Raw genomic sequence first — 21,650 nt, forward strand, 5'->3', positions numbered from 1 at the left:
TCAAGACAACTCCTTTTCCCGCGCCCGCTGGAGAAACTTCGCCGCGCGGACGATGAACCGCTCGTGGGTGCCGCTGCCGATCTGCTCCCGGTCGTCGAAGGCTTCAACCCGGAACACCAGGCGACGCCCGTCCACCCGCTCCAGCACCGCGGTGGCCCGCACCGTCATCCCCGGCGGCGTGGCAGCCAGGTGCTGCACGTCGACCCGGGTGCCCACGGTGGTCTCGCCTTCGGCCAGGTGCGGCTCGACCGCCCTGGCTGCCGCCTGCTCCATCAGCGCGATCATCATCGGCGTCGCAAAGACCTCGACCGCGCCGCTGCCGACGGCCTGGGCGCAGTTATCCGGGGTCACCGCCATCTTGGCCTCTGCCCTGAGACCTGGGCTAAGCGACATGGAATCTCCTCCCGTGCTTCCCTGCTTGCTGGTTTCGTCCAAACTCCAGACAGGCGAAGGAGTGATGCGCGGTGGCCCACCCGTTCGACCCGTCCCTGATCCTGCGCCATCTGGACCTTCCCCGCTGTACCGCCCTGGCCGACGTGGGCTGCGGCACGGGCCGGTTCGCGTTGCCGGCGGCGGCGGCGCTGCCCCCGGGAGGGGTGGTGTACGGCATCGACATCAGCGAGGAGATGCTGGAGCGCCTGCGCCGGCGGGCGCGAGAGCACGGGCTCGGCAACATCCTGCCCGTCCTGGCCGAGGAGGCCGACGAGTGGCCGGTGCCCACGGAGTCGTGCAGCGCCGCACTGATCGCCGACGTGTACCACGAGGTCGATCCGGCCTCGATGTTCATCGGCGAGGTCAAGCGCATCCTGCAGCCCGGCGGCATCTGCCTGCTGGTGGACTGGAAGCCGGAGGCGACCCCGGAGGGGCCGCCCCTGGACGTTCGGCTGGACCCGCAGGACGTCATCCTCGAGTTCACCGCCGCAGGCTTCCGGTTCCTGGAAAGCTGCGATGTGGGGCCGTACTGCTACGGGCTGAAGTTCGTCAAGCCGCCGCGCGGGTGAGCCCGCGGGCAACCCCGCCGCGCGCTCAGCACTCGCCCCGCGCCCGGCGGCCCTCGAGCCAGCACTTGCGGCAGCGTGCCTCGTACCGCTCGCCGCCGCCCACCGCCACGTCCTGGGTCTTCACGGTGAGCGAGAAGGGCTTCGTGGCCGGCTCGCCGCAGACCACGCAGACGCCGTACACGGACGTGATGCTGTCCGCCAGGGCCAGCAGCTGGGGCATGCAGCCGAAGGGCTTGCCCTCGGACGTCTGCGAGAGCCCGGCCACGATGACGTAGTGGCCGCGGTTGGCCAGCTCCTGCACGATGTCCACCAGCGACTGGTCGTAAAACTGCGCCTCGTCGATGGCGATCACGTCCGGTTTGTGCATCTCGGCATACCAGAGGATCTCCAGCGGGCTGTCGGTGTGAATCGCCTCAAACCGCAGCCCGTCGTGCGTCACGATCACCTCGTCGTCGGTGAACCGCCTGGCCATGCGCGGCTGAAAGACGACGGCGGTCCGCTTGGCCAGGATGTAGGTCCGCACCCGCCGGATGAGTTCCGTCGTCTTGCCGGCATACATGGTGCCCGAGGTGATGACATCGATCCAACCATAGTTGAGATTCCGGTGCAACGTCGGCGCCTCCCCTGGCTGCTACGGTTCCTACAGGGGTTTCGAGGCGCCGACCGGCGATTCCTCCGCCCAGCCATGAATCTTTAGGACCCGGGGCGGGAAGGGCTCGGGTCCGCCGGGTTTTCTGGTGCGACGTCGGGCTGGCGGGCGATGTGCTCGCGATAGGCCTCGATGCCCTCGGCGATCGCCAGGGCGAGCGTCCGCTGATACTCCGGCTGCTGCAGCTTCTCCCGCTCTGCGCCGTTGGAGAGGAAACCCATCTCCACGATGGCCGCGGGCACCTCGGTGGTGCGGAGCACGTAGTAGTCGCCCGGCAGCGCGTAGCGGGTGGTGTCCGTCCGCTCCCGCAGCCGGTTCTGGATGGAGATGGCGAGGGTCTTCCCCGCCGGCGAGCCGCCCTTCTGGTAGAAGGTCTGCGCCCCCCAGCAGTTGCAGCGGTCCTGGTTCGCGTGCACCGACACGAACAGGTCGGCCCCGTGCTCCGCCACCAGAGCCACCCGCTGCCGCAGGTCCTCCCGGACCGTGCGCGAGAAGTGGGTGTCATCCGTGCGGGTCAGAATCACCCGCGCGCCCCGCTCCTCCAACAGTGCCTTCAGTTCCTGGCTCACCTGCAGGGTGAGGTCCTTCTCCTTCACGCCGCCCACCACCGCCCCCGGATCCCACCCGCCGTGGCCCGGGTCAACCACGATCACCATGCCCGCCAGCGGGCCTGGCGGCGTCTCGGGGGCCTCAGGCTCACCCCCGGGCCTGGCGGTTCGCTCCCCCGCCCAAAGCGGCCACAGCGCTGCCAGCACGACGACAGCGGCCAGGCCGATCAGCACGACCTGAGCCAGCGGAAACCTGCGCACGTTCCTCCCCCCCTACGGAGGAAGGGTATGCGCCGGCTTGTCTGACATGCTGGTCCGGGGAAGCAGAAAAACAGCCCGTGGCGACGCTCGCCACGGGCCTGTCCGCTATTAGCGCTTGGAGAACTGCGGAGCCTTGCGGGCCTTCTTCAGGCCGTACTTCTTGCGTTCCTTCATCCGCGGGTCGCGGGTCAGGAAGCCGGCCTGCTTCAGGGCCGGGCGGAACTCAGGGTCCGCCTTCAGCAGGGCCCGGGAGATGGCGTGCCGGCAGGCGCCGGCCTGGCCGGAGATTCCGCCGCCGACCACGTTCAGGTACACGTCGAACTTGCCGGTCGTGCCGGTCACGGTGAAGGGGCTCTCCACCAGCATCTGCAGGGTCTGGAGACCGAAGTATTCAGAAAGGGAGCGGCCGTTCACCACGAAGTTGCCGGTGCCGGGCACCAGACGGGCCCGGGCAACGGCCTTCTTGCGGCGGCCGGTACCCCAGTACTGCGTCACGGTCGACATCGATCAACACGCCTCCTTTCGATTAGATCTCGAGCGGCTCGGGCTTCTGTGCCGCATGCGGGTGCTCCGGCCCCGCGTAGACCTTCAGCTTGCGGTACATCTGCCGGCCCAGCCGGTTGTGGGGAAGCATGCCTTTGATGGCGAGCTCGAGAACGCGCACCGGCCGCTTCGCGATCATCTGCTCGAAGGAGATGGCCTTCTGACCGCCCGGGTAGCCGGAATGGCGGTAGTAGATCTTGTCTGTGTACTTCTTGCCGGTGACCTTGATCTTCTCAGCATTCACGATAATGACATAATCGCCGCAGTCCACGTGCGGGGTGAAAGTGGGCTTATGCTTGCCGCGCAGAATGGCGGCCACCTGGCTGGCCAACCGCCCGAGAGTCTTGCCCTCAGCGTCGACCACGTACCACTTCCGCTCAACATTCTGCGGATTGGCCATGAACGTCGTTCTCACGGGGTTCCCTCCTACGGAATGGGTCATTGAGGGTGAATCTATGGAATCGGTCGGCGCCTGGCGTACACGCCCTACTCGGGGAAAAGGCGTGAGGTCCAGGTCGCTCCTGGTTTCAACCTCTTCTTTCCTTTCGGATGTGGCGAGGTCAACGCTCCTTAGTATACATTGGCGGCTGAACCACTGTCAAGGCTCCAAATCCGCGTCCGGCGCGGTCTCGCGGGCCCACGGCGGGCGGACGGGGCCGTCGCCGTACACCACCTCTTCCAGGCAGAGCCCGTGGGGCGGCAGGGTCCTCCCGGCATCCCGCCGGTCGCCGGTCCGCAGCGCCTGTTCCACCCTGGCGATGGTGCGCCGGCCGGCGCCCACCTCCAGCAGTGTGCCGGCGATGATCCGCACCATGTTGTAGAGGAAGCCGTCCGCCGCGATGTCCATGTGGAGGAAGGGCGGCTCCTCTGTCAGGGTCAGCCGGGTGATGGTCCGCACCGACGTGCGGGCCGACCCGCCGGTCGCCCGGAACGCGGCGAAGTCATGCCGGCCCACCAGCAGCGCCGCCGCTTCACGCATTGCGGCCACGTTCACAGGCCGCGGCCAGTGGTAGCTGTACAGGCGGGCCAGGGGGAGCCGGTGCGGGGAGATGCAGAACGTGTACCGGTACCGCTTCTCCCGGGCCCAGTACCGGGCGTGGAACTCGGGGGGCACCGCCTCCGCCGCGACCACAGCGATGTCGTCAGGGAGGTGGCTGTTGACGGCCGCAGGCCAGCGCTCGATGGGAATCGCCGCGCGGGTGTGCAGGTGCACCACCTGGCCCCGGGCGTGGACACCGGCGTCGGTGCGGCCGGCCGCCGCGCCGATGCGCAGCTCCGGCTCGCCGGTGACGCTTCTCAGGGCCTCCTCCAGCCGCTGCTGAACGGTGATGCCGTTGGGCTGCCGCTGAAAGCCGGCGTAGGCCGTGCCGTCGTATGCGAGGATGAGCTTTATCGACCGCATCGCGCACCTCCCCTGTGGGACGTTACCCGACGCCGGTAACCCGCATCCCGAGAATCAGCGCCACGAAGCCGACCAGCACCGCGAGGGCCACGCCGTCGCGCGCGGCGAAGGTCAGCTCCCGCATGCGGGTCCTCCCCTCGCCGCCCCGGTAGCCCCGGGCCTCCATGGCGGTGGCCAGCTCGTCGGCCCGCCGGAAGGCGGCCACGAACAGGGGCACCAGCACGGGCACGAGACTCCGCACCCGCGAGACGACGGAACCCGTGGCGAAGCTGGCGCCGCGCGCCTGCTGCGCCCGCATGATCCGGTCGGCCTCCTCCGCCAGGGTGGGGATGAAGCGCAGCGCAATGGTCATCATGAGTGCCAGTTCGTGGGCGGGAACGCCGATGGGCCTCAGCGGCCGCAGCATCATCTCCAGCCCGTCGGTCAGCCGGATCGGCGACGTGGTCAGGGTGAGAATCGACGCGATGGTCACCAGCAGGATCAGCCGGGTGGAGGTCACGCCCACGAGCCTCAGCCCTTCCCGCGTGGCGACCAGGGGGCCGATGCGGAACAGCTCCTCCCCCGGCGTCAGAAACAGGTTGAAGAGCGCGGTGATCACCAGGAAGATGAGAATGGGCCTCAGGCCCCGGAAAATCTGTTTCAGGGGCACCTGCCCCAGCGCCACCATCGCCAGGGTGAACAGGACAGTCGCGAGGTAGCCCGGCCAGGCCCGGGGCAGGAAGATGGCCACCGACAGGAGGAACACCCCGGTGATCTTCACCCGCGGATCAAGCCTGTGCAGGAGCGAGTTTCCCGGGTAGTATTGCCCGATGGTCACCTGGAAGCTCACAGGCCCTGCGCCTCCTTCCTGCCCACCAGAACGGCCTTGATGGCGGCCACGGCCTCGTCCATCGTCACCACGTCGGGCGGCAGGGGCCAGCCCCGCTCACGGAGCTTGTCGGCCAGCACGACGGCCGCGGGCACGCCGAGGCCGATGGCCTCAAGCTCGGCCCGCCGGGCGAAGAGCTCCCGCGGCGTGCCCAGCATGTGGACCCGCCCCCGGTGCATCACCAGCACCTTGTCCGCGTACTCGGCCACGTCGTCCATCGAGTGGGACACCAGCACGACCGTCATGCCCATCTCCGGGAACCGGCCCACCAGGTTCAGGATCTCCCTGCGCCCCTGGGGGTCGAGGCCAGCCGTGGGCTCGTCCAGGATCAGCACCCGGGGCTCCATGGCCAGCACGCCGGCCAGGGCCACACGGCGGGCCTGGCCTCCCGAGAGGCCGAAGGGCGACCGGTCCTTCATCTCCTTGGGAAGCCCGACCCGCTCCAGGGCCGTCATCACCCGCCGCTCCACCTCTTCGGCATCGAGCTGCATGTTGCGCGGCCCGAAGGCGACGTCCTCGAAGATCGTCTCACCGAACAACTGGTGTTCCGGGTACTGAAAGACCAGGCCCACCCGCTGCCGCACCTTGCGCAGGTCCGTCTTCCGGTCCGACAGGTCGAGACCGTCGACCAGGACCCGGCCCGAAGTGGGCCGCAGCAGGCCGTTCATGTGCTGGATCAGGGTCGACTTCCCCGATCCCGTGGGGCCAATGATGCCCCAGAACTCGCCGTCGGGAATGGTGAGCGAGACGTCTTCCAGCGCCTTCCATTCAAACGGGGTCCCAGGCTGATAGATGTGGCTTACGGCCTCGAATACAATTGGCATAGCGCCTCCACCAGCTCATCCAGCGTAAGTATCGTTTCCGGAACCGGCACCCCCTCCGCGCGCAGCCGCTCGGCGGCCAGCACGGCCGGGGGCACGTCCAGCCGCAGGGCCCGCAGCCGGTCGGCCTGGCTGAAGACCTCGCGCGGGGTGCCGACCATCTGTACCTTGCCGTCGGCCATCACCATCACCCGGTCGGCAACGGCCGCCTCCTCCATGAAGTGGGTGATCCAGACCACGGCCATGTCCAGTTCACGGTTGAGGCGGCGCACCACCGCCAGCACCTCCGCCCGCCCCGACGGGTCGAGCATCGCCGTGGGCTCGTCCAGCACGAGGCAGGCGGGCCGCAGGGCCAGGGCGCCGGCAATGGCCACCCGCTGCTTCTGGCCGCCCGAAAGCAGGTGCGGCGACCGCTCCCGGTGGGCGGTCATGCCGACGGCCTCCAGGGCCTGCGCCACGCGGGCGCGGATCTCGGCCGGGGGCAGCCCCTGGTTCTCGGGGCCGAAAGCGACGTCCTCCTCCACCACCGCCGCGACGATCTGGTTGTCGGGGTTCTGGAATACCATGCCCACCCGGTCGCGAATCTGCCAGAGGTTCTGTTCCTCCCGGGTGTCCAGGCCGTCCACCAGCACCCGGCCCGAGCGCGGAAGCAAGAGGGCATTCAGATGCCTCGCCAGGGTGGACTTGCCCGAACCGTTCATGCCGAGAATGGCCAGGAACTCGCCCCGGCGAACCTCGGCGTCGACACCGTCGAGGGCCAGCCTGACCGGCGGGGCCTCGGCGGCCTCCTCACGGCCGTAGGCGTAGGAGACCCCCTCGATGACGATGTAAGGGTTGGCCACGGCGCATCGCCCCTCCCGCTTCGCTGAAACGCCCGAGCGCTCTCGCGCCCGGGCGTTTCGCACCAGTTGGTTTAGACCAGTTCGAGAATCGCCATGGGGGCCGCATCGCCCTTCCGAACGCCGGTCCTGATCACCCGGGTGTAGCCGCCGTTGCGATCGGCGTACCGGGGTGCAATCTGGTTGAACAGCTTGGTCACGACCGACTCGTCGTAGATGTAGGCGAGGGCCTGCCGACGGGCGTGCAGATCGCCACGCTTGGCCAGGGTGATCATCTCCTCGGCGATGGGCTGAACCGCCTTCGCCTTGCCCTCGGTCGTCTCGATGCGCTCCTTCTCGAACAGGGCCGTCACCACGGCCCGGAACAAGGCCTTTCGGGCGGAGCTGTCCCGGCCGAGCTTCTGATATTTGGCCATTTCCCTCATTCACCCCTATCCTGTCCAGATCAAAAGCGCCTCGGGGCTAGTCGTCAGGTTGCCGCAGCGAAAGGCCGAAGGCCGCCAGCTTGGTCTTGACCTCTTCCAACGACTTCTTGCCCAGGTTGCGGACCTTCATCATCTCTTCGTCGGTCTTCGCGGTCAACTCCGCGATGGTGTTGATACCCGCCCGCTTCAGGCAGTTGTAAGACCGCACCGACAGATCGAGCTCTTCGATGGTCATCTCCATCAGCTTGTTGCGCTCGTCGTCTTCCTTCTCCTGCATGACCTCGATCTCGTCGGCGTCCTCGGTCAGCCCGATGAAGAGCTCCAGGTGCTCCTTGAGGATCTTCGCCGCCCAGGAGCAGGCCTCGTCAGGCCGCACGGCCCCGTTGGTCCAGACCTCCAGGGTCAGCTTGTCGAAGTTCGTCTTGTTGCCGACGCGGGTGTGCTCGATGGTGTAGTTCACCCGGCGGATCGGAGAGAAGATCGAGTCCACGGGGATCACGCCGATCGGCATGTCCGGGGTCTTGTTCTGGTCGGCCGGCACGTAGCCCCGCCCCTTGCCCACGGTGATTTCGGCGATGAGCCGGCCGCCCTTGTCAAGGGTGGCGATGTGCAGGTCCGGGTTGAGGATCTCCACATCGGCGTCCGTATGAATATCCCCCGCGGTGACGACGCCTTCACCTTCCGCCTGGAGGCGCAGGACCTTGGGTTCGTCGCTGTGCACCTTCAGCGAAAGCTGCTTGAGGTTGAGGATGATGTCGGTCACATCCTCGACCACACCGGGGAGCGTGGAAAACTCATGCAGCACGCCGTCGATCTTCACAGATGTAACTGCGGCGCCCGGCAGCGAAGAGAGCAGAATCCGCCGCAGCGAATTGCCAAGGGTGATGCCGTAGCCGCGCTCCAGAGGTTCCACCACGAACTTGCCGTAGCTGTTGTCCTCGGCCAGCACCACGGTCTCAATCTTGGGCTTTTCCATTCCGATCATCTGGTAGATACCCCCAATTCCCTGTCTCACTCGTGTGAGCGCCCTACGCCACCGCCCAAGAACCCAGCTCTGCCCACCATCTGCGGCCTACGCCACAGCCGGCGCGACCGTTACCGGGAGTAGTACTCGACAATGAGCTGCTCCTGCACCGGCGTGTCGATCTCCTCGCGATTGGGCAGCCGGACCACGGTGCCCCGCATGGCCTCGTGATCGACCGACAGCCAGGCTGGCACCGTGCGGGTGGCGGCCGCGGCGGCGAGCTCCTTGATCCGCTTGTGGTCGCGGGAGCCCTCGCGCACGGCGATGACATCGCCCTCACGCACCAGGTAAGAGGGGATATTGACCTTGCGGCCGTTGACCTCGATGTGCGAATGCTTCACGATCTGGCGGGCTTCCGCACGGCTGGCCCCAAAGCCCATCCGGTAGACGATGTTGTCCAGACGGCGCTCCAGGGTCTGCAGGAGCACTTCGCCGGTGACGCCCTTCTTGCGCACCGCCATGTCGAAGTAGCGCTCGAACTGCTTCTCCATCACGCCGTAGAACCGGCGGGCCTTCTGCTTCTCACGCAGCTGCAGAGCGTACTCGGACGGCTTGCGCCGCGAGACGCCGTGCTGCCCGGGCGGCGCGGGCCGCTTCACGACCGGGCACTTGTCGGTGTAGCACTTCTCGCCTTTCAGGTAGAGCTTAACGCCCTCACGCCGGCAAAGCCGGCAGACGGCACCAGTGTATCGCGCCATTGGTTAGTTCTCCCCTCCTCGTCCTACACGCGGCGCCGCTTCGGCGGACGGCAGCCATTGTGGGGAATCGGGGTCACGTCCTTGATCGTCGTGACCTCCAGGCCGGCGGCCTGCAGCTGGCGGATGGCCGCCTCGCGGCCGGAACCCGGCCCCTTAACCATCACTTCGACCTCACGCACGCCGTGCTCCATGGCATCCTTGGCCGCCTTCTCGGCCGCCATCTGCGCGGCGAACGGGGTGGACTTCCGGGACCCCTTGAAGCCCATGGCGCCGGAAGTCGCCCAGGCCAGCGCGTTGCCATGCACGTCGGTGATGGTGACAATCGTGTTGTTAAAGGTAGAACGGATGTGGGCCACGCCCTTATCTACGTTCTTCCGCTCCCTCCGCTTCACGCGGGCAGTGCGCTTCGCCATTCAGACGTGTCCCTCCTTACCTTGCCTTCTTCTTGCCGGCAACCGTGCGCCGCGGGCCCTTCCGGGTGCGGGCGTTCGTCTTGGTGCGCTGCCCGCGCACAGGCAGACCGCGCCGGTGGCGCAGACCCCGGTAGGAGCCGATCTCGATCAGCCGCTTGATGTTGAGCTGAACCTCGCGCTGAAGGTCGCCCTCGACCCGATACTCATGGTCAATGACCTCGCGAAGCTTGGCCACCTGCTCCTCGGTCAGGTCGCGCACGCGAGTGTCCGGATCAATGCCGGTCTTCTGCAGGATCTCACGAGAAAGCGACCAGCCGATGCCGTAGATATACGGCAGGGCGGCCTCAATGCGCTTGTCACGAGGCAGGTCGACACCTGCAATACGCGCCATGCTGCTGAAATACCCTCCTCATTCGAAAGACCAAGGTGTTGGACGAAATTGCACGACCCGTCCCAAACGGACAACTCCGCAGGAAATGTGGCGAGGGAAGAGGGACCTCGGCCACCAGCCGCTCCCTGAGGGGAAGCCGCCGGGTTCCAGTTCGGGTTTTGCACGCCTCCCGGCAGTGTCCGAACCTCGAGCCCATGCGTAAACGCCGGTGCTCCCCCTGCGGCCGCAGGGGGCGCGCCAGCCAAAAGTGAGCAAGACTTGTCTGGTTCCCGGCTTCCGGCAGCTGTCCACCGCGCCGGGCGTGTCAGTGGGACTATCCCTGCTTCTGCTTATGCTTGGGATTCTCGCAGATCACCATCACGTGACCGTGCCGCTTGATGACCTTGCACTTCTCGCAGATCGGCTTCACCGATGGGCGAACCTTCACGAGCAGCCCCTCCTCTCTTCGCGCGCTCGTTTGGCCCGAAACGGTCCAGGTCAAGCGCAGGGATGCAGACCAATGCAGGATTGGTGTAAAGGGTGAACGGCTGCGAACAGCCGACTATTTGTACCGGTATACGATTCTACCACGAGTCAGGTCGTAAGGCGATAGTTCAACCGTGACGCGGTCTCCAGGGAGTATCCGGATAAAGTGCATCCTAATCTTTCCCGACACATGTGCCAGTACCCGATGCCCATTGGGCAGCTCCACGCGGAACATGGCGTTGGGCAGATTCTCGACGACGGTGCCCTCAACCTCAATGACGTCGTCCTTGGACATACGCCGGTTCTAAACCCCCTCGCAGACTCTCGCAGGAATGGTCTCCAGGGCTTTGGCAATCTGCTCGTCGGTGACCTTGGCGCCTCGTTCCAGTCGGAGAGCCAGAGAGGCATCCGCCCAGCCGAGTACCTCTAGGTGCCGCCGATTCTTCACTTTGGGACGGGATACCGGGCGGCGCTGGCCGTTGGCCACGGCCACGAACCGCTCATCCAGCACCCGCACCACGACGTAACACGTTCCCAGGTCGCGTCCGGCCAGAGATCGCACGATAGCGCCGGGCCTTAGACCCGGTTGATCCACGTTCGTGCACCTCCGTCATCACTCTCGCAAGTGGGGCTTACACGGTGAAAGGCCAATACCATTATTATAGCACAGAACCGGGTGATTATTCCTCGGATGTTGGTAAGCTTCGCCGGTCCATGCGCTCCCAGCCGATTGCCAGGATAGCACCGCAGCGCCGCGTTTTCAAGCGCGGCCTGCGTTGCAGCCCGCCGCGGCGCCACCCGGCACAGGCTCATCGCGAAGCCCTGACGGCCTCCTTGATGGCAGCCGTGACCTGCTCCATGGGCTGGTCTCCCTGCACGGTGCGCACCAGCCCCCGCTCCTGGTAGAACTGGAGCAGCGGCGCCGTCTGGGAGTGGTACAGGTTCAGGCGCACCGCAACCTTCTCGGCCTGATCGTCGCTGCGCTGGTACAGCTCGCCGCCGCACTTGTCGCAGCGACCGGCCTCCCGGGGCGGGTTGAACCGCACGTGGTAGGTGGCGCCGCAGGAGCGGCACACCCGTCGACCCACCGCACGCTCGACCAGCAGCTCGTCCGGCACGTCGATGTTGATGACGGCGTCAAGCGAGAGGCCCAGCTCCGCCAGCATGCCGTCCAGCGCCCTGGCCTGCTCGGGGGTACGCGGATACCCGTCGAGGATGAACCCCTTCTTACAGTCGGGCTGCGCGAGCCGGTCCCGGACCATGCCGTTGGTCACGTCATCCGGCACATACTTGCCAGCATCCACATACTCCTTGGCCAGCTTGCCGAGGGGGGTCCCCTGGCTCATGTTCGCCCGGAAGATGTCGCCGGTGGAGATGTGTGGAATGCCTTCCTGCTCCGCCAGCAGCACGGCCTGGGTGCCCTTGCCCGCTCCCGGCGGTCCCATCAGAATAATGTGCATCCCCTTACCTCACTTTCACGGACGCGGGGCGCAGGCGGCTGATCCGCGAGGACCGGCGACGTCCCCGCGGCGGGGGACGGCCCGGTCCTCTGCGCACCCAGCGTATCACCTAGCTTCGCATGAATCCCTGGTAATGCCGCATCACGAGCTGCGCCTCGATCTGCTTCGTCGTCTCCAGCGCAACGCTGACCACGATGAGCAGCGAGGAGCCGCCGATGTACGCATTCTGAACGCCGGCGAGGCCCATCAAGGTGATCGGCAGGATGGTCACCGTCGCCAGGAACAGGCCGCCCACCAGCGTGAGCCGGCTGGAAACCCGCTCCAGGTACTCGGCCGTGGGTCGGCCCGGGCGGTAGCCCGGAATGAACCCGCCGTTCTTCTTGAGGTTGTCAGCGACGTTCTCAGGGTTGAAGGTAATGGCCGTGTAGAAGTAGGTGAAGAAGATGATCAGGAGCGCGTTGATCAGCATGAACCACCACGAACTCATGTCGTAGTGCTGCGCCACCCAGCGGCCGAAGGTCGAGTTCGGGAAGAACCCGGCGATCGTGCTGGGGAAGTACATCAGCGACGAGGCGAAGATCAAGGGAATCACGCCCGCCTGGTTGATGCGGATGGGCAGGTGCGTGCGCTGCCCGCCGTACACCCGCCTGCCGACCACGCGCTTGGCATACTCCACCGGAATCTTCCGTACGCCTTCGTTGATGATGACCACGAAGACCACCATGATGAGGGCGATCACAGCCACCAGCAGAGGCTGGAAGATGTTGTGCTGGCCGAGCCGGAGCAGCTGGATCTCACCGCTGATGGAGTAGGGCAGCCGCGAGACGATGTTCGCGAAGATGATCAGCGAGATGCCGTTGCCGATGCCCTTCTCGGTGATCTCCTCGCCGATCCACATCACCAGCGCGGTGCCGGCGGTCAGGCTGACCATGATCACGAAGAGGGTCGTCCAGCTGTTGTTGTAGAAGGCGCCCGCGTTCCGCAGGGCCATCCCGATGCCGAAGGCCTGAACGAGGCCCAGCACCACCGCCCCGTAGCGCACGTACTGCTGGATCTTCTTCCGGCCCTCCTCGCCCTCCTTCTGCAGCTCCTCCAGCCGCGGAATCACGACTGTCAAGAGCTGCATGATGATGGACGAGTTGATGTACGGCGTGACGCCCATCGCGACGATGGCGAACTTGGCGAAAGCGCCGCCGGCGAAGATGTCAAAGAACTGGAAGAGACCCGCGCCGAAAAGGGCGGACAGCGTCTCCAGGTCGACCCCAGGGACGGGAATATGCGCGCAGATTCGGATGACCACCAGCATCCCGATGGTGAAGAGCAGTCTTTTCCTCAGCCCGGGCACGCGCATCGAATTGCGCAGCGTCTCCAGCATTGCCATGGCTGTTACTTCACCTCTTCGGTGGCTTCTCCGATAACCTCAACCTTTCCGCCCGCGGCCTCGATCTTCTGCCGGGCCGACGCGCTCACCTTGTGCGCCCGAACGGTCAGCGCCTTGGTGAGCTCGCCCGTGCCCAGGATCTTGACGCCCTTCACGGCATTCTTGCAGACCCGCGTCTCCTCCAGCAGCTCGGGGGTCACGACGGTGCCGGCGTCAAACCGCTCCAGGTCGGCCACGTTGACGACCTCGTACGTCACCTTGAACGGGGCGTTGGAGAACCCCCGCTTGGGCAGGCGACGCAGGAGGGGCATCTGGCCGCCCTCGAAGCCGGGGCGCACGCCGCCGCCGGACCGGGACTTCTGGCCCTTGTGACCCCTGCCGGACGTCTTCCCGTGCCCGGAACCGATGCCGCGGCCCAGACGCTTGCGCTCCTGCCGGGCGCCGGGGTTGGGAGCCAGCTCATGCAGTTTCATGCGTGTGTCACCTCAATTCGTCTGGGCTGTTGCGGGGGCGCCGGCAGGGACCGGCGCCAACCCGGGAGAGTTCCTCAGGCGACCCTACCCCTCCTGCACCTCAACCAGGTGCGCGATGCGGGCAATCATGCCGCGCACGGCGGGGTTGTCGGGCCGCTCCACAGTCGCGTTCAGCTTGGTCAGGCCCAGGGACTTGCAGGTGGCCACCACCCGCTTGTTCCGCCCGGCCAGACCCTTCTTCAGGGTGATCTTCAGCGTGCCAGCCACGTCTCATCCCTCCTCTAACCGAGGATCTGCTCGACGGGCTTGCCGCGCAGCTTGGCGACTTCCTCCGCGCTCTTCAGCTGGCGCAGCCCCTCAATCGTGGCGAGCACCTGGTTGGCCGCATTGTTGGAGCCCAGGCTCTTGGTGAGGATGTCACGCACACCGGCTGCCTCCAGCACGGCACGAACTGCGCCGCCGGCGATAACGCCCGTACCTTCGGAGGCCGGCTTCAAGAGCACCTTCCCGGCGCCAAACCGGCCGATGACCTCATGGGGAATGGTGGTCCCGGTCAGCGGAACCGTAATCATCCGCTTCTTGGCGTCCTCAGTCCCCTTGCGCACAGCCTCGGGGATCTCGGCCGCCTTGCCCAGACCTGCGCCCACGCGGCCGTTGCCGTCGCCGACGACCACCACGGCGGAGAAGCTCATGCGCCGACCGCCCTTGACGGTCTTGGCCACGCGCCGCAGATCCACCATCTTCTCTTTCAGTTCGCCCTGATTGCTCTCGTTGCGAGCCACGATCGTGTTTCCCTCCCTCGACTTAGAACTCCAGGCCGGCTTCACGGGCGGCCTCGGCGAGGGCGGCAACCCGGCCGTGGTACAGGTACCCGGCCCGGTCGAAGACCACCTTCGTCACGCCGGCAGCCAGCGCCCGCTTCGCGACGACTTCGCCTACGATCGCGGCGGCGGCCTTGTTGCCACCGCTGCCCTCGAGCCGGCCCTTCACCTCGGGGTCGAGGGTGGAGGCAGAAACCAGGGTCCTGCCGACCGTGTCGTCTATGACCTGAGCGTAGATGTTATGGTTGGAACGGAAGACGTTAAGCCGCGGCCGCTCGGGCGTGCCGTGGACGGTCTTCCGCACACGCAGCTGGCGCTTCCGCCGCGCCTTGTTGCGATCCTGCTTCTTGATCATCCTCGGTCACCCCCTTACTTGCCGGCCTTGCCTTCCTTGCGCCTGATATGCTCACCGGCGTACTTGATGCCCTTGCCCAGATACGGCTCGGGCGGCCGTACAGCCCGAATGTCCGCCGCCACCTGGCCGACCAGCTCCTTGTCGATGCCGCTCACGACGACCTGGTTGGGAGCCGGAACCTGAAACTCGATGCCAGCAGGCGGATCGAACACCACCGGGTGCGAATAGCCGACCGACAGCGTCAGCTTGTTCCCGGTCTTCGCGGCGCGGTAGCCGGTGCCCACCAGCTCCAGCGCCCGGGTATAGCCATTCGTCACACCCTCGACCATGTTGGCGATCAGGGTGCGGGTCAGGCCATGCAGCGCCTTGTGCTCCCGCTCATCTGAAGGACGGGACACACGGAGGGCGCCGTTCTCAATCGTGATGCTCATTGCAGGGTTGATCTCACGGGAGAGCTCACCCTTGGGCCCCTTGACGCGCACCAGGTTGCCCTCCACGGTGACCTCCACCCCCGCGGGAATCTCGATGGGAGCCTTGCCAATGCGAGACACGGCAGCACCTCCTTCCTTACCAGACGTAGCAGAGAACCTCGCCGCCGAGGCCCTCCTGGCGGGCCTGCTTGTCGGTCATGACGCCCTTCGAGGTGGACAGGATGGCGATCCCCAGACCGCCGAGCACCCGGGGAATCTGATCGCGCTTGGCGTACACCCGGAGGCCGGGCCGGGAAATCCGCCGCAGACCCGAAATGACCTTCGTCTTATTGGGACCGTACTTCAGGTAGATCCGGATCACGCCCTGGTGACCGTTGTCGATCCACTCGAAGTCACGGATAAAGCCTTCATCCTTCAAGATCTGTACGATGGCCTTCTTCATCTTCGATCCGGGAACATCGACACGGTCGTGGTAGGCCGTGTTGGCGTTCCGGATGCGGGTCAGAAGGTCAGCAATCGGATCGGAGACGACCATGCTCACTTTTCCTCCTTTCACAATCGGGCGGTTGGAGTCGGATCTGCGAGGGGATTCCCCTCACACCGCCGGCGCGGAGGTATTTCACTCGCCGGCTGAACCCACCGGGCCTCCGGGCGCGGCCCTCGGCGCTACCGGTGCCCAACTCCCCTTCCCGATTCTCCGCTTACCAGCTCGCCTTGCGAACGCCGGGGATCTGGCCCTCGTGCGCCAGCCTGCGGAAGCAGTGCCGGCAGATGCCGAACTTCCGCATGTACGCCCGGGGACGGCCGCAAAGCTTGCAGCGGTTGTAGGTCCGCACCTTGAACTTCTGCGGACGCGCCGCCTTGACCCTCAGGGAAGTCTTTGCCACTCTCGTCCCTCCTTAGCGCTCAGCGAAGGGCATGCCCAGACCTTTCAGCAAGGCCTTTGCCTCTTCGTCGGTCTTCGCCGTTGTGACGATGATCACGTCCATGCCGCGAATCTTGTCAATCTTGTCATAGTCGATCTCCGGAAACAGGAGCTGCTCCTTCAGACCGAGAGCGTAGTTCCCGCGGCCGTCAAAGGACTTGGACGAGACGCCGCGGAAGTCGCGCACACGGGGCAGCGCAACGTAGATCAGCTTCTCCAGGAAGTCCCACATGCGCTCGCCCCGCAGGGTCACCTTGCAGCCAATGGGCATTCCCGTTCGAATCTTGAAGGATGCGATGGACTTCTTCGCCCGCGTGATGATCGGCCGCTGGCCGGTGATTGCGGCAATGTCGGCGACGGCGGCGTCCAGCGCCTTGGCGTTCTGCACGGCCTCGCCAAGGCCGACGTTGACGACAATCTTCTCCAGCCGGGGGACCATCATGACGTTCTTGTAGTTGAACTGCTTTTGAAGCGCAGGAGCGACTTCCTCCTGGTACTTCGTCTTCAGGTTGGCCAAGTGCCACAAGCCTCCTTTCTAGAGCCGCCGCCGGGCTAGCCCTGTTTCTTCGCCTTCTTCGCTTCGATCTTCGCCAGCGACATCACGTTCGAGGCGTGAATCGGCGCCTCCACCTCGATGATGCCGCCCTGCGGATTCTTGGCAGAAGGCTTGGTGTGCTTCTTGACCATGTTCACGCCCTCGACCACCACGCGGTTCGTCTTGGGGAACACCCGCAGGACCTTTCCCTGCTTGCCCTTGTCCTTACCGCTGATGACGACGACGACTTCATCTTTCCTCACGTGTACCTTGCCGTTATGCATCTTGCTACCCCCTCCCGGCTACAGGACCTCAGGAGCCAGGGAGATGATCTTCATGAACTCCCGGTCGCGCAGCTCGCGCGCCACCGGGCCGAAGATGCGGGTGCCCCGGGGCTCCTTGTCGTCCTTCAGGATTACGGCAGCGTTTTCGTCGAAGCGAATATAGGAACCGTCCTCGCGGCGCAGCCCCTTGCGGGTGCGCACCACGACGGCCCGCACGATGTCGCCCTTCTTCACCACGCCGCCCGGGCTGGCCTCTTTCACCGAGCAGACGATCACATCGCCGATGTTGGCGTACCGCCGCCAGGAGCCGCCGAGGACCTTGATGCACTGGAGTTCCTTGGCGCCGGTGTTGTCGGCGACCCCCAGGCGGGTCTGAACCTGAATCACGGCCGAACCTCCTCTCGTAAGCTAGCCGGTTTCCCCTCAGTTGAGGACCTGGCTAACCGGCCCTCTGCTAGTAAACCTTGGCGGCCTCGATGATCTCGACCACGCGCCAGCGCTTGTCCTTGGAGAGCGGCCGGGTCTCCATGATCCGGACCTTGTCGCCCACCTTGCACTGGTTGTGCTCGTCGTGGGCCTTGAAGGTCTTGGTCCGGCGGATGCGCTTCTTGTACAGCGGGTGCTGGACCAGCGTCTCGACGGCGACCACGACGGTCTTGTCCATCTTATCGCTGGTGACCACACCGACGCGGGTCTTGCGGAGATTGCGCTCTGCGGTCATGCCCTAACCTCCCCCTGGGCCTTGGCCTGCTCGAGCTCGCGCTCGCGGATGATGGTCTTGCACTGTGCGATGGCCCTGCGCACCTCGCGAATGCGGGCGGTGTTCTCGAGATTGTTGACCGCCAACTGGAACCGGAGGTTAAAGAGCTCCTCCTTGAGCTCAGCCACCTTGGCGCGAATCTCCTCGGTGGACATTTCGCGGATTTCCTTAACCTTCATTGGCTTCACCACCCGTCTCAGCAGCGGCAGCCGTGACGGCCTTCTCCCGCTTCACGAACTTGCACTTGATGGGCAGCTTGTGCGCTGCAAGCCGCATGGCCTCCTGCGCGACTTCCTCGGACACGCCGGCCAGCTCGAAGAGGATGCGGCCCGGCTTGACGACGGCGACCCACGTCTCGGGGGCGCCCTTACCGGAGCCCATGCGCACCTCGGCGGGCTTGCGGGTCAGCGCCTTGTGGGGGAAGATCTTGATCCAAACCTTACCGCCGCGCTTGATGAAACGGGTCATGGCGACACGGGCGGCCTCGATCTGCCGGTCGGTGATGAAAGCGGCCTCCAGGGCCTGCAGACCGTAGTCGCCGAACACAACCTCATTGCCGGCCTTGGACCGGCCCTTGTGCAGCTTCGCCACCGCCTTGTGGGGGCGGCGCCACTTCACGCGCTTCGGTGCGAGCACTGGCTATTGCCCCCCTTCCCGATTGACAGGCTTCGGGCCGGCCTCGATCGCAGCCCGCTCCAGGGCCGCCCGCTCCTCACGGCTCAGCCGCTGGCCGCCGCGACCGCGCCCGCCGCGCCGGCCGCGCTCACGCCGATCACGCCGGTCGCTGGCTGCGGCCTTCTGCGCGGCCTCGCCGACGTACATCCACACCTTGACGCCGATCTTGCCGAAGGTGGTGTCGGCCTCCGCGAAGCCGTAGTCGATGTCCGCCCGGAGGGTGTGCAGGGGCACGGTGCCCTCCCAGGCACGCTCCGTGCGGGCGATCTCCGCACCGCCGATGCGGCCGCTAATGATGATGCGCACGCCCTGGGCGCCCAGCCGCATGGCCCGCTGGATCGCCTGCTTCATGGCGCGGCGGAAGGACATGCGCTTCTCGAGCTGCTGCGCGATGGACTCCGCCACCAGCTGCGCATCGAGCTCGGCCACGCGGATCTCCTTCACGTCCAGGGAGATCTGCTTGCCGGTCATCTCGGCGAGCCGGTTCTGCAGCTCGGCAATGCCCTGCCCCTGGCGGCCGATCACCATGCCCGGCTTGGCGGTGTGCGCGGTGATGCGGATACGGTTCGCCGCCCGCTCGATCTCGATGCGGGAAATGCCCGCAGCGTAGAGCGTCTTCTTGATGTAATTCCGGATCTTGACGTCCTCCACCAGCAGATCGCTGAAGTTCCGCTTGTCCGCATACCAGCGGGTGTCCCAGCCCTTCACGATGCCAATGCGGAGGCCCTTCGGGTGTACTTTCTGACCCACTGCTACTTAGCCTCCTTTTCCTTCACCATCACGGTGATGTGGGAGGTGCGCTTCAGGATCGGGAACGCCTGGCCCCGCGCGCGCGGACGATAGCGCTTCAGCGTGGGACCCTGATCGACGTACGCCTGGGAGATGATCAGGTTATCCCTGTTCAGGTTGAAATTGTGCTCGGCGTTAGCCGCGGCGCTGGCGATGACCTTGGCAACGGGCTCGCTGGCCCGCTTCGGAACGAACTTGAGAAGCGCGAGCGCCTCGTTCACACTCTTGCCCCGAACGAGATCGATCACCACACGCACCTTACGCGGGGCAATGCGAACGTAGCGAGCGCTGGCCTTGACTTCCACGTGCGTTTACCTCCTTCACTCAGACTTCCAAGGGTTAGATGCTACCGCACACGGCTGGACCTCTCGTCCCCACCGTGACCCCTGAAGGTCCGGGTCGGAGCGAACTCACCCAGCTTGTGGCCAACCATCTCCTCGGTGATGTACACCGGGACATGGGTCTTGCCGTTGTGGACCGCGATCGTGTGGCCGACCATCTCCGGGAAGATGGTGCAGTCACGGGCCCACGTCTTGAAGACCTTCTTCTCGCCCTTGGCTTCCATGGCGAGGATCTTCTTCTCAACAGAAGGGTCAATGTACGGACCCTTTTTGAGCGAACGACCCATTCAGCTTACACCCCTTCCCTACTTCTTGCGGCGGCTGACGATCAGCCGGTCAGACTTCTTCTTGGTCTTGCGGGTCTTGTAGCCCAGCGTCGGCTTGCCCCACGGGGTGACCGGGCTCGGCATGCCGATCGGAGACCGGCCTTCACCACCGCCGTGCGGGTGGTCGACCGGGTTCATCACGACGCCGCGCACAGACGGGCGGAAGCCCATGTGACGCCGGCGGCCGGCCTTGCCGATGACGATGTTCTCGTGCTCGACGTTGCCCACCTGACCGATGGTGGCCCGGCAGGCGAGGAGCACCTTGCGCTGCTCGCCCGACGGCAGACGGAGCAGGGCGTAGCCGCCCTCCTTCGCCATGATCTGGGCGGAGGCGCCGGCGGAGCGGACCAGCTGCCCGCCGCGGCCGGGATACAGCTCGACGTTGTGCACGACGGAGCCAACCGGGATGTTCTCCAGCGGCAGGGCGTTGCCCACCTTGATGTCGGCGTCGGGGCCGGAGACGATGGTGTCGCCGACGTTCAGGCCGACGGGGTGGAGAATATACCGCTTGGCGCCGTTGGCGTAGACCACCAGCGCGATGCGGCAGGTGCGGTTCGGGTCGTACTCGATGGAGACCACCTTGGCGGGGATCCCATCGAACTCGTTGCGCTTGAAGTCGATAATCCGGTACATCCGCTTGTGGCCACCACCGCGATGACGGACGGTGATGCGCCCATAGACGTTGCGCCCGCCCTTCCTGGTGAGGCGCTGCAGCAGGGACTTCTCGGGCCGCTTGCTGGTCAGCTCCTCAAAGGTGGACCGCGTCATCTGGCGGATACCCGGGGAAGTGGGCTTATAATGCTTGATTCCCATCGTGTACCCTCCTTACAGGCCCTCGAAGATCTGGATGCTGTCGCCTTCCTTGAGCTGCACGATCGCCTTCTTCCAGTCGGAACGGCGCCCGATGTACTTGCCCTGGCGGCGCAGCTTGCCCCGCATGCGCATCGTGTTCACACGGGTGACCGTCACGCCGAAGATCTCCTCGATCGCCTGCTTGATCTGCGTCTTATTCGCGTCCAGGCGGACCTTGAAGGCGTACTTGCCCTCACTCATCTTGGCCACGCTCTTCTCGGTGATGAGCGGCTTGAGGATGATGTCGCGAGCCTCCATCAGCCCAGCACCTCCTCAACCTTGGCCACGGCGTCCTGGGTGAGCACGAGCTTGCTGGCCGCAAGCACCTCGTAGGCGTTCAGGTTGCGGGCAGCGTTGGCGCGCACGCCGGGAATGTTCCGGGCCGACTTGTAAATGTTGGTGTCCTCCTCCGCCGTCACGATGAAGGCCTTGCCCTCGACGTTCAGGTTCTTCAGCAGGGCGGCCACCTCGCGGGTCTTCGGAGCCTCCAACTCGAAGGAATCAACGACGATGAGTTCCCCGTTCTTCACCTTGGCGCTCAGGGCCTGGCGCAGAGCGGCCCGGCGCATCTTCTTGGGCATCGTCCAGCCAAACTCGCGGGTGCGCGGACCGAAGACCACGCCGCCCTTCCGCCACAGGGGCGACCGAATCGAACCATGACGGGCCCGCCCGGTGCCCTTCTGGCGCCACGGCTTCCGGCCGCCGCCCCGCACCTCGGCGCGGGTCTTGGTGTGGGAGGTACCCTGACGCTGATTGGCGAGGTACATCTGCACGACCTCGTGCAGGAGACCAGGATTGACCTCGGCCCCAAACACGGCGTCCGAAAGGGTGATCTCCCCGACGGTGGCGCCTTCCTTATTGTAAACGGCCACTTTCGGCATGTTAGCTCCTCCT

Annotated in this window: 38 protein-coding genes and 1 pseudogene; 1 reads left to right on the plus strand and 38 read right to left on the minus strand. The window is 65.7% G+C overall.

Annotation, left to right across the window (positions count from 1 at the left end; genetic code table 11):
* Positions 1 to 393 carry a thioesterase family protein gene (locus ACZ45O_RS12405; RefSeq protein WP_464853368.1) on the minus strand — a complete coding sequence of 131 codons (393 nt, stop codon included), beginning with the start codon at positions 391 to 393 and terminating at the stop codon, positions 1 to 3.
* Between the two features lie 71 nt (positions 394 to 464).
* On the opposite strand from ACZ45O_RS12405, the gene ACZ45O_RS12410 reads away from it, so the two are divergent.
* Entirely contained in the window at positions 465 to 1,001 is a 537-nt protein-coding gene (locus ACZ45O_RS12410) for a class I SAM-dependent methyltransferase (protein WP_464853370.1), read from the plus strand.
* A 25-nt stretch (positions 1,002 to 1,026) separates the two neighbouring features.
* On the opposite strand, the gene ACZ45O_RS12415 is transcribed toward ACZ45O_RS12410, so the two are convergent.
* The 37 genes and pseudogenes from ACZ45O_RS12415 to rplD all read right to left on the minus strand — a co-directional run bounded on the left by ACZ45O_RS12415 (position 1,027) and on the right by rplD (position 21,637).
* Complete coding sequence (locus ACZ45O_RS12415) at positions 1,027 to 1,611, minus strand: thymidine kinase (RefSeq protein WP_464853372.1); 585 nt, start codon at positions 1,609 to 1,611, stop codon at positions 1,027 to 1,029.
* Positions 1,612 to 1,694: 83 nt separating this feature from the next.
* Positions 1,695 to 2,459 (minus strand): N-acetylmuramoyl-L-alanine amidase, encoded by a 765-nt coding sequence (locus tag ACZ45O_RS12420; RefSeq protein WP_464853374.1) that lies wholly within the window; start codon positions 2,457 to 2,459, stop codon positions 1,695 to 1,697.
* A 108-nt stretch (positions 2,460 to 2,567) separates the two neighbouring features.
* On the minus strand, positions 2,568 to 2,963 hold the full coding sequence (rpsI, locus tag ACZ45O_RS12425; protein ID WP_464853376.1) for a 30S ribosomal protein S9: 396 nt from the start codon (positions 2,961 to 2,963) through the stop codon (positions 2,568 to 2,570).
* Positions 2,964 to 2,985: 22 nt separating this feature from the next.
* Positions 2,986 to 3,417, minus strand: a complete 432-nt coding sequence (gene rplM, locus ACZ45O_RS12430) for a 50S ribosomal protein L13 (protein ID WP_464853378.1) — start codon at positions 3,415 to 3,417, stop codon at positions 2,986 to 2,988.
* Between the two features lie 183 nt (positions 3,418 to 3,600).
* Positions 3,601 to 4,404 (minus strand): tRNA pseudouridine(38-40) synthase TruA, encoded by an 804-nt coding sequence (gene truA / locus ACZ45O_RS12435; protein WP_464853380.1) that lies wholly within the window; start codon positions 4,402 to 4,404, stop codon positions 3,601 to 3,603.
* A gap of 22 nt (positions 4,405 to 4,426) precedes the next feature.
* Positions 4,427 to 5,233: an energy-coupling factor transporter transmembrane component T family protein gene (locus ACZ45O_RS12440; protein ID WP_464853382.1), complete on the minus strand. Its 807-nt coding sequence runs from the start codon at positions 5,231 to 5,233 to the stop codon at positions 4,427 to 4,429.
* On the minus strand, positions 5,230 to 6,096 hold the full coding sequence (locus ACZ45O_RS12445) for an energy-coupling factor transporter ATPase (RefSeq protein WP_464853383.1): 867 nt from the start codon (positions 6,094 to 6,096) through the stop codon (positions 5,230 to 5,232). Before ACZ45O_RS12445 ends, ACZ45O_RS12440 begins: the two co-directional genes overlap by 4 nt.
* Positions 6,072 to 6,935, minus strand: a complete 864-nt coding sequence (locus ACZ45O_RS12450) for an energy-coupling factor transporter ATPase (RefSeq protein ID WP_464853385.1) — start codon at positions 6,933 to 6,935, stop codon at positions 6,072 to 6,074. Before ACZ45O_RS12450 ends, ACZ45O_RS12445 begins: the two co-directional genes overlap by 25 nt.
* A gap of 71 nt (positions 6,936 to 7,006) precedes the next feature.
* A complete protein-coding gene (rplQ, locus tag ACZ45O_RS12455) occupies positions 7,007 to 7,348 on the minus strand; it encodes a 50S ribosomal protein L17 (RefSeq protein WP_464853387.1) in 342 nt (113 codons plus the stop codon).
* Between the two features lie 46 nt (positions 7,349 to 7,394).
* On the minus strand, positions 7,395 to 8,342 hold the full coding sequence (locus ACZ45O_RS12460) for a DNA-directed RNA polymerase subunit alpha (RefSeq protein WP_464853389.1): 948 nt from the start codon (positions 8,340 to 8,342) through the stop codon (positions 7,395 to 7,397).
* Positions 8,343 to 8,452: 110 nt separating this feature from the next.
* Positions 8,453 to 9,079, minus strand: coding sequence for a 30S ribosomal protein S4 (gene rpsD / locus ACZ45O_RS12465; protein ID WP_464853391.1), 627 nt, complete (start codon positions 9,077 to 9,079; stop codon positions 8,453 to 8,455).
* 23 nt (positions 9,080 to 9,102) lie between these two features.
* Positions 9,103 to 9,492 carry a 30S ribosomal protein S11 gene (rpsK, locus tag ACZ45O_RS12470; RefSeq protein WP_464853392.1) on the minus strand — a complete coding sequence of 130 codons (390 nt, stop codon included), beginning with the start codon at positions 9,490 to 9,492 and terminating at the stop codon, positions 9,103 to 9,105.
* Positions 9,493 to 9,508: 16 nt separating this feature from the next.
* Positions 9,509 to 9,883, minus strand: coding sequence for a 30S ribosomal protein S13 (rpsM, locus tag ACZ45O_RS12475; RefSeq protein WP_464853394.1), 375 nt, complete (start codon positions 9,881 to 9,883; stop codon positions 9,509 to 9,511).
* 313 nt (positions 9,884 to 10,196) lie between these two features.
* Positions 10,197 to 10,310: a 50S ribosomal protein L36 gene (gene rpmJ, locus ACZ45O_RS12480; protein ID WP_011197166.1), complete on the minus strand. Its 114-nt coding sequence runs from the start codon at positions 10,308 to 10,310 to the stop codon at positions 10,197 to 10,199.
* A 114-nt stretch (positions 10,311 to 10,424) separates the two neighbouring features.
* Entirely contained in the window at positions 10,425 to 10,643 is a 219-nt protein-coding gene (gene infA / locus ACZ45O_RS12485) for a translation initiation factor IF-1 (RefSeq protein ID WP_011197167.1), read from the minus strand.
* Between the two features lie 9 nt (positions 10,644 to 10,652).
* Positions 10,653 to 10,943, minus strand: a complete 291-nt coding sequence (locus ACZ45O_RS12490; protein ID WP_464853396.1) for a KOW domain-containing RNA-binding protein — start codon at positions 10,941 to 10,943, stop codon at positions 10,653 to 10,655.
* Positions 10,944 to 11,157: 214 nt separating this feature from the next.
* Entirely contained in the window at positions 11,158 to 11,808 is a 651-nt protein-coding gene (locus tag ACZ45O_RS12495; RefSeq protein ID WP_464853398.1) for an adenylate kinase, read from the minus strand.
* Between the two features lie 109 nt (positions 11,809 to 11,917).
* On the minus strand, positions 11,918 to 13,183 hold the full coding sequence (gene secY / locus ACZ45O_RS12500) for a preprotein translocase subunit SecY (RefSeq protein ID WP_464857743.1): 1,266 nt from the start codon (positions 13,181 to 13,183) through the stop codon (positions 11,918 to 11,920).
* An 11-nt stretch (positions 13,184 to 13,194) separates the two neighbouring features.
* Positions 13,195 to 13,662 carry a 50S ribosomal protein L15 gene (rplO, locus tag ACZ45O_RS12505; RefSeq protein ID WP_464853400.1) on the minus strand — a complete coding sequence of 156 codons (468 nt, stop codon included), beginning with the start codon at positions 13,660 to 13,662 and terminating at the stop codon, positions 13,195 to 13,197.
* Positions 13,663 to 13,746: 84 nt separating this feature from the next.
* On the minus strand, positions 13,747 to 13,929 hold the full coding sequence (rpmD, locus tag ACZ45O_RS12510; protein WP_464853401.1) for a 50S ribosomal protein L30: 183 nt from the start codon (positions 13,927 to 13,929) through the stop codon (positions 13,747 to 13,749).
* A gap of 14 nt (positions 13,930 to 13,943) precedes the next feature.
* Positions 13,944 to 14,444: a 30S ribosomal protein S5 gene (gene rpsE / locus ACZ45O_RS12515; RefSeq protein WP_464853402.1), complete on the minus strand. Its 501-nt coding sequence runs from the start codon at positions 14,442 to 14,444 to the stop codon at positions 13,944 to 13,946.
* Between the two features lie 22 nt (positions 14,445 to 14,466).
* A complete protein-coding gene (gene rplR, locus ACZ45O_RS12520; RefSeq protein ID WP_464853404.1) occupies positions 14,467 to 14,838 on the minus strand; it encodes a 50S ribosomal protein L18 in 372 nt (123 codons plus the stop codon).
* Between the two features lie 14 nt (positions 14,839 to 14,852).
* On the minus strand, positions 14,853 to 15,389 hold the full coding sequence (gene rplF / locus ACZ45O_RS12525) for a 50S ribosomal protein L6 (RefSeq protein WP_464853405.1): 537 nt from the start codon (positions 15,387 to 15,389) through the stop codon (positions 14,853 to 14,855).
* A 16-nt stretch (positions 15,390 to 15,405) separates the two neighbouring features.
* Positions 15,406 to 15,804, minus strand: a complete 399-nt coding sequence (gene rpsH, locus ACZ45O_RS12530) for a 30S ribosomal protein S8 (RefSeq protein WP_464853407.1) — start codon at positions 15,802 to 15,804, stop codon at positions 15,406 to 15,408.
* A gap of 166 nt (positions 15,805 to 15,970) precedes the next feature.
* On the minus strand, positions 15,971 to 16,156 hold the full coding sequence (locus ACZ45O_RS12535) for a type Z 30S ribosomal protein S14 (RefSeq protein ID WP_464853409.1): 186 nt from the start codon (positions 16,154 to 16,156) through the stop codon (positions 15,971 to 15,973).
* Positions 16,157 to 16,168: 12 nt separating this feature from the next.
* Positions 16,169 to 16,711, minus strand: coding sequence for a 50S ribosomal protein L5 (gene rplE, locus ACZ45O_RS12540; protein WP_464853411.1), 543 nt, complete (start codon positions 16,709 to 16,711; stop codon positions 16,169 to 16,171).
* Between the two features lie 44 nt (positions 16,712 to 16,755).
* Positions 16,756 to 17,013: pseudogene (rplX, locus tag ACZ45O_RS12545) on the minus strand (50S ribosomal protein L24); the annotation flags it as partial.
* 18 nt (positions 17,014 to 17,031) lie between these two features.
* Positions 17,032 to 17,400 (minus strand): 50S ribosomal protein L14, encoded by a 369-nt coding sequence (gene rplN, locus ACZ45O_RS12550; protein ID WP_464853413.1) that lies wholly within the window; start codon positions 17,398 to 17,400, stop codon positions 17,032 to 17,034.
* Between the two features lie 67 nt (positions 17,401 to 17,467).
* Positions 17,468 to 17,734, minus strand: a complete 267-nt coding sequence (rpsQ, locus tag ACZ45O_RS12555; RefSeq protein ID WP_464853414.1) for a 30S ribosomal protein S17 — start codon at positions 17,732 to 17,734, stop codon at positions 17,468 to 17,470.
* Complete coding sequence (rpmC, locus tag ACZ45O_RS12560; RefSeq protein WP_464853416.1) at positions 17,731 to 17,952, minus strand: 50S ribosomal protein L29; 222 nt, start codon at positions 17,950 to 17,952, stop codon at positions 17,731 to 17,733. Before rpmC ends, rpsQ begins: the two co-directional genes overlap by 4 nt.
* Positions 17,942 to 18,409: a 50S ribosomal protein L16 gene (rplP, locus tag ACZ45O_RS12565; protein ID WP_464853418.1), complete on the minus strand. Its 468-nt coding sequence runs from the start codon at positions 18,407 to 18,409 to the stop codon at positions 17,942 to 17,944. Before rplP ends, rpmC begins: the two co-directional genes overlap by 11 nt.
* Positions 18,410 to 18,412: 3 nt before the next feature.
* On the minus strand, positions 18,413 to 19,198 hold the full coding sequence (gene rpsC / locus ACZ45O_RS12570) for a 30S ribosomal protein S3 (protein WP_464853419.1): 786 nt from the start codon (positions 19,196 to 19,198) through the stop codon (positions 18,413 to 18,415).
* A 2-nt stretch (positions 19,199 to 19,200) separates the two neighbouring features.
* On the minus strand, positions 19,201 to 19,542 hold the full coding sequence (rplV, locus tag ACZ45O_RS12575) for a 50S ribosomal protein L22 (RefSeq protein ID WP_464853421.1): 342 nt from the start codon (positions 19,540 to 19,542) through the stop codon (positions 19,201 to 19,203).
* Between the two features lie 41 nt (positions 19,543 to 19,583).
* Positions 19,584 to 19,865 carry a 30S ribosomal protein S19 gene (gene rpsS, locus ACZ45O_RS12580; protein ID WP_464853423.1) on the minus strand — a complete coding sequence of 94 codons (282 nt, stop codon included), beginning with the start codon at positions 19,863 to 19,865 and terminating at the stop codon, positions 19,584 to 19,586.
* 18 nt (positions 19,866 to 19,883) lie between these two features.
* A complete protein-coding gene (gene rplB / locus ACZ45O_RS12585) occupies positions 19,884 to 20,717 on the minus strand; it encodes a 50S ribosomal protein L2 (RefSeq protein WP_464853424.1) in 834 nt (277 codons plus the stop codon).
* A gap of 12 nt (positions 20,718 to 20,729) precedes the next feature.
* Complete coding sequence (rplW, locus tag ACZ45O_RS12590; RefSeq protein ID WP_464857745.1) at positions 20,730 to 21,017, minus strand: 50S ribosomal protein L23; 288 nt, start codon at positions 21,015 to 21,017, stop codon at positions 20,730 to 20,732.
* Entirely contained in the window at positions 21,014 to 21,637 is a 624-nt protein-coding gene (gene rplD / locus ACZ45O_RS12595; protein WP_464853426.1) for a 50S ribosomal protein L4, read from the minus strand. Before rplD ends, rplW begins: the two co-directional genes overlap by 4 nt.
* Between the last annotated feature and the right edge of the window lie 13 nt (positions 21,638 to 21,650).

This window comes from Symbiobacterium turbinis (genome assembly GCF_055383075.1).